This is a genomic window from Streptococcus sp. HMSC061E03, from assembly GCF_001813505.1.
Taxonomy (GTDB): domain Bacteria; phylum Bacillota; class Bacilli; order Lactobacillales; family Streptococcaceae; genus Streptococcus.
On the sequence record NZ_KV812797.1, the window covers coordinates 166,662 to 169,090 of the forward strand.

Sequence of the window (2,429 nt, forward strand, 5' to 3'; positions counted from 1 at the left end):
GCTTTCATAGTGTCGTATGTAACGGTTGCGTCTGTTCCTTTAACTTCTTCTACTGTGTAGTTGTGAACGCCTTCTTGACCTTTCTTGAATTCAAGAGCTTTGAACTTAACGTTACCAGCCGCATCATTGCTTACAGTTTCAAGAGTATTCCCTTCTGAATCTTTAAGCACGAAGTTGAATTCGTTAGCCTTAAGTTCACGACCTTCCAAACGTTTAGTGAAGTTGAATTCCACTTCAACTGGAACGTTGTTAACACGTTTTTCAGTTGGTTTGCTTGGTTTTTCAACTTTCTTAGTTGTTGGGTTGTAGTAGTTTACTACTTGAGCCGCAGTGTTTTCGATGTCTACACCACCAGGTACATCAGCTTTCACTGTTGTTGGGATGTCGAACTTGTAGTAACGTCCGAATTCGAATTTAGTTGTGTCAATGACTTGTGTGTTTTCTGCGTCGCCAAGTGACTTAGTGAAGCCATCTTTAAGGGTTGCAGTAATCACACCGTTGTTCACAGCGATATCGAATTTATCTGTTACTTCTGCGCCTGTTACTGAATCGTAAGCTTTGATCTTAGTAGAATCAAGTTCCAACTTCGCTTCATCGTAGTCATCTGAGATTCCTACTGATTGGATGTTGTCCTTGTTGTTTGCGTCAAATTTAGTTGTATCCAACCATACTTGATAAACCAACTTATCGCCACGTTTCACAGTCTTGGTGTTCAAGTTTTCTTTTTCGTTGTTTGATGCATCGTCCGCATATGGGTCCGCATTGGTATCTGCGTACTTGTCTGCCAACTCTTTATCATCATCAACGAGCTTGTCGCCTGTGATATCGTATTTCTCTTTAGAAACAACGTATTTCTCTGGTTGGAACTTAGGTTCTTCTGGAGGTGTTACACGGTTGTTAAATTCTTTATCCGCAATTTCGCCAACAGTCGCGATCAGAACTTTAGCTGTTCCATCGTGTTTCACTGTGACTGTCACATTCGCTTTCATAGTGTCGTATGTAACGGTTGCGTCAGATCCTTTAACTTCTTCTACTGTGTAGTTGTGTACGCCTTCTTGGCCTTTCTTGAATTCAAGAGCTGAGAACTTGACGTTACCAGCCGCATCATTGCTTACAGTTTCAAGAGTCTTACCTTCTGAATCTTTAAGAACGAAGCTGAATTCGTTAGCTTTAAGCTCACGACCTTCCAAACGTTTAGTGAAGTTGAATTCCACTTCAACTGGAACGTTGTTAACACGTTTTTCAGTTGGTTTTTCAGGTTTTTCAACTTTCTTAGTCGTTGGGTTGTAGTAGTTAACTACTTGAGTCGCAGTATTTTCAATATCCGCACCGCCAGGAACATCTGCGTTCACAGTTGCTGGAATATCAAATTTATAGTAGCGTCCAAACTCGAACTTAGTAGTGTCAATGATTTGAGTGTTTTCAGCGTCGCCAAGTGACTTAGTGAAGCCATCTTTGAGGTTAGCTGTGATTACACCGTTAGCGATTGAGATGTCAAACTTAGATGTAACATCCGCACCTGATACTGAATCGTATGCCTTGATGTCTGAAGCATTCACAGTCAACTTAGTTTCATCGAAGTCATCTGTGATACCAACTGTTTGGATGTTATCCTTGTTAGCTGCATCAAATTGAGTCGTGTCAAGCCATACTTGGTAATAAAGTTTTTGGCCACGTTTCACAGTCTTGGTGTTCAAGTTTTCTGCTTCGTTGTTTGATGCATCGTCCGCATATGGGTTAGCGTTTGTATCCGCAACCTTGTTAGCCAATTCTTTGTCATCATCAACGAGTTTCGTACCTGTTACATCAAATTTCGCTTCAGAAACAACATATTTTTCAGGATTGAACTTAGGTTCTTCTGGAGGAGTCACACGGTTGTTAAATTCTTTATCCGCAATGTCGCCTACAGTCGCGATAAGAACTTTAGCAGTACCATCGTGTTTCACTGTGACTGTTACATTCGCTTTCATTGTGTCGTATGTAACGGTTGCGTCGCTTCCTTTAACTTCTTCTACAGTGTAGTTGTGAACACCTTCGTCACCCTTCTTGAATTCAAGAGCTTTGAACTTAACGTTACCAGAAGCATCATTGCTTACAGTCTCAACTTCTTTACCAGTTGAATCTTTAAGAACGAAGCTGAATTCGTTAGCTTTAAGCTCACGGCCTTCCAAGCGTTTAGTGAAGTTGAATTCTACTTCAACTGGAACGTTGTTAACACGTTTTTCAGTTGGTTTGCTTGGTTTTTCAACTTTCTTAGTAGTTGGGTTGTAGTAGTTGACTACTTGAGCCGCAGTATTTTCAATATCCACACCACCAGGTACATCAGCTTTCACTTTTGTTGGGATGTCGAACTTGTAGTAACGGCCGAATTCGAATTTAGTTGTGTCAATAACTTGAGTGTTTTCTGCGTCGCCAAGTGACTTAGTGAA

1 protein-coding gene is annotated in these 2,429 nt (G+C 40.9%); it reads right to left on the minus strand.

Translation table 11 applies throughout. From position 1 onward, the window contains the following. Positions 1-2,429: SspB-related isopeptide-forming adhesin (locus tag HMPREF2917_RS11755; protein ID WP_305366785.1), on the minus strand; the 2,429-nt coding region annotated here is incomplete at both ends.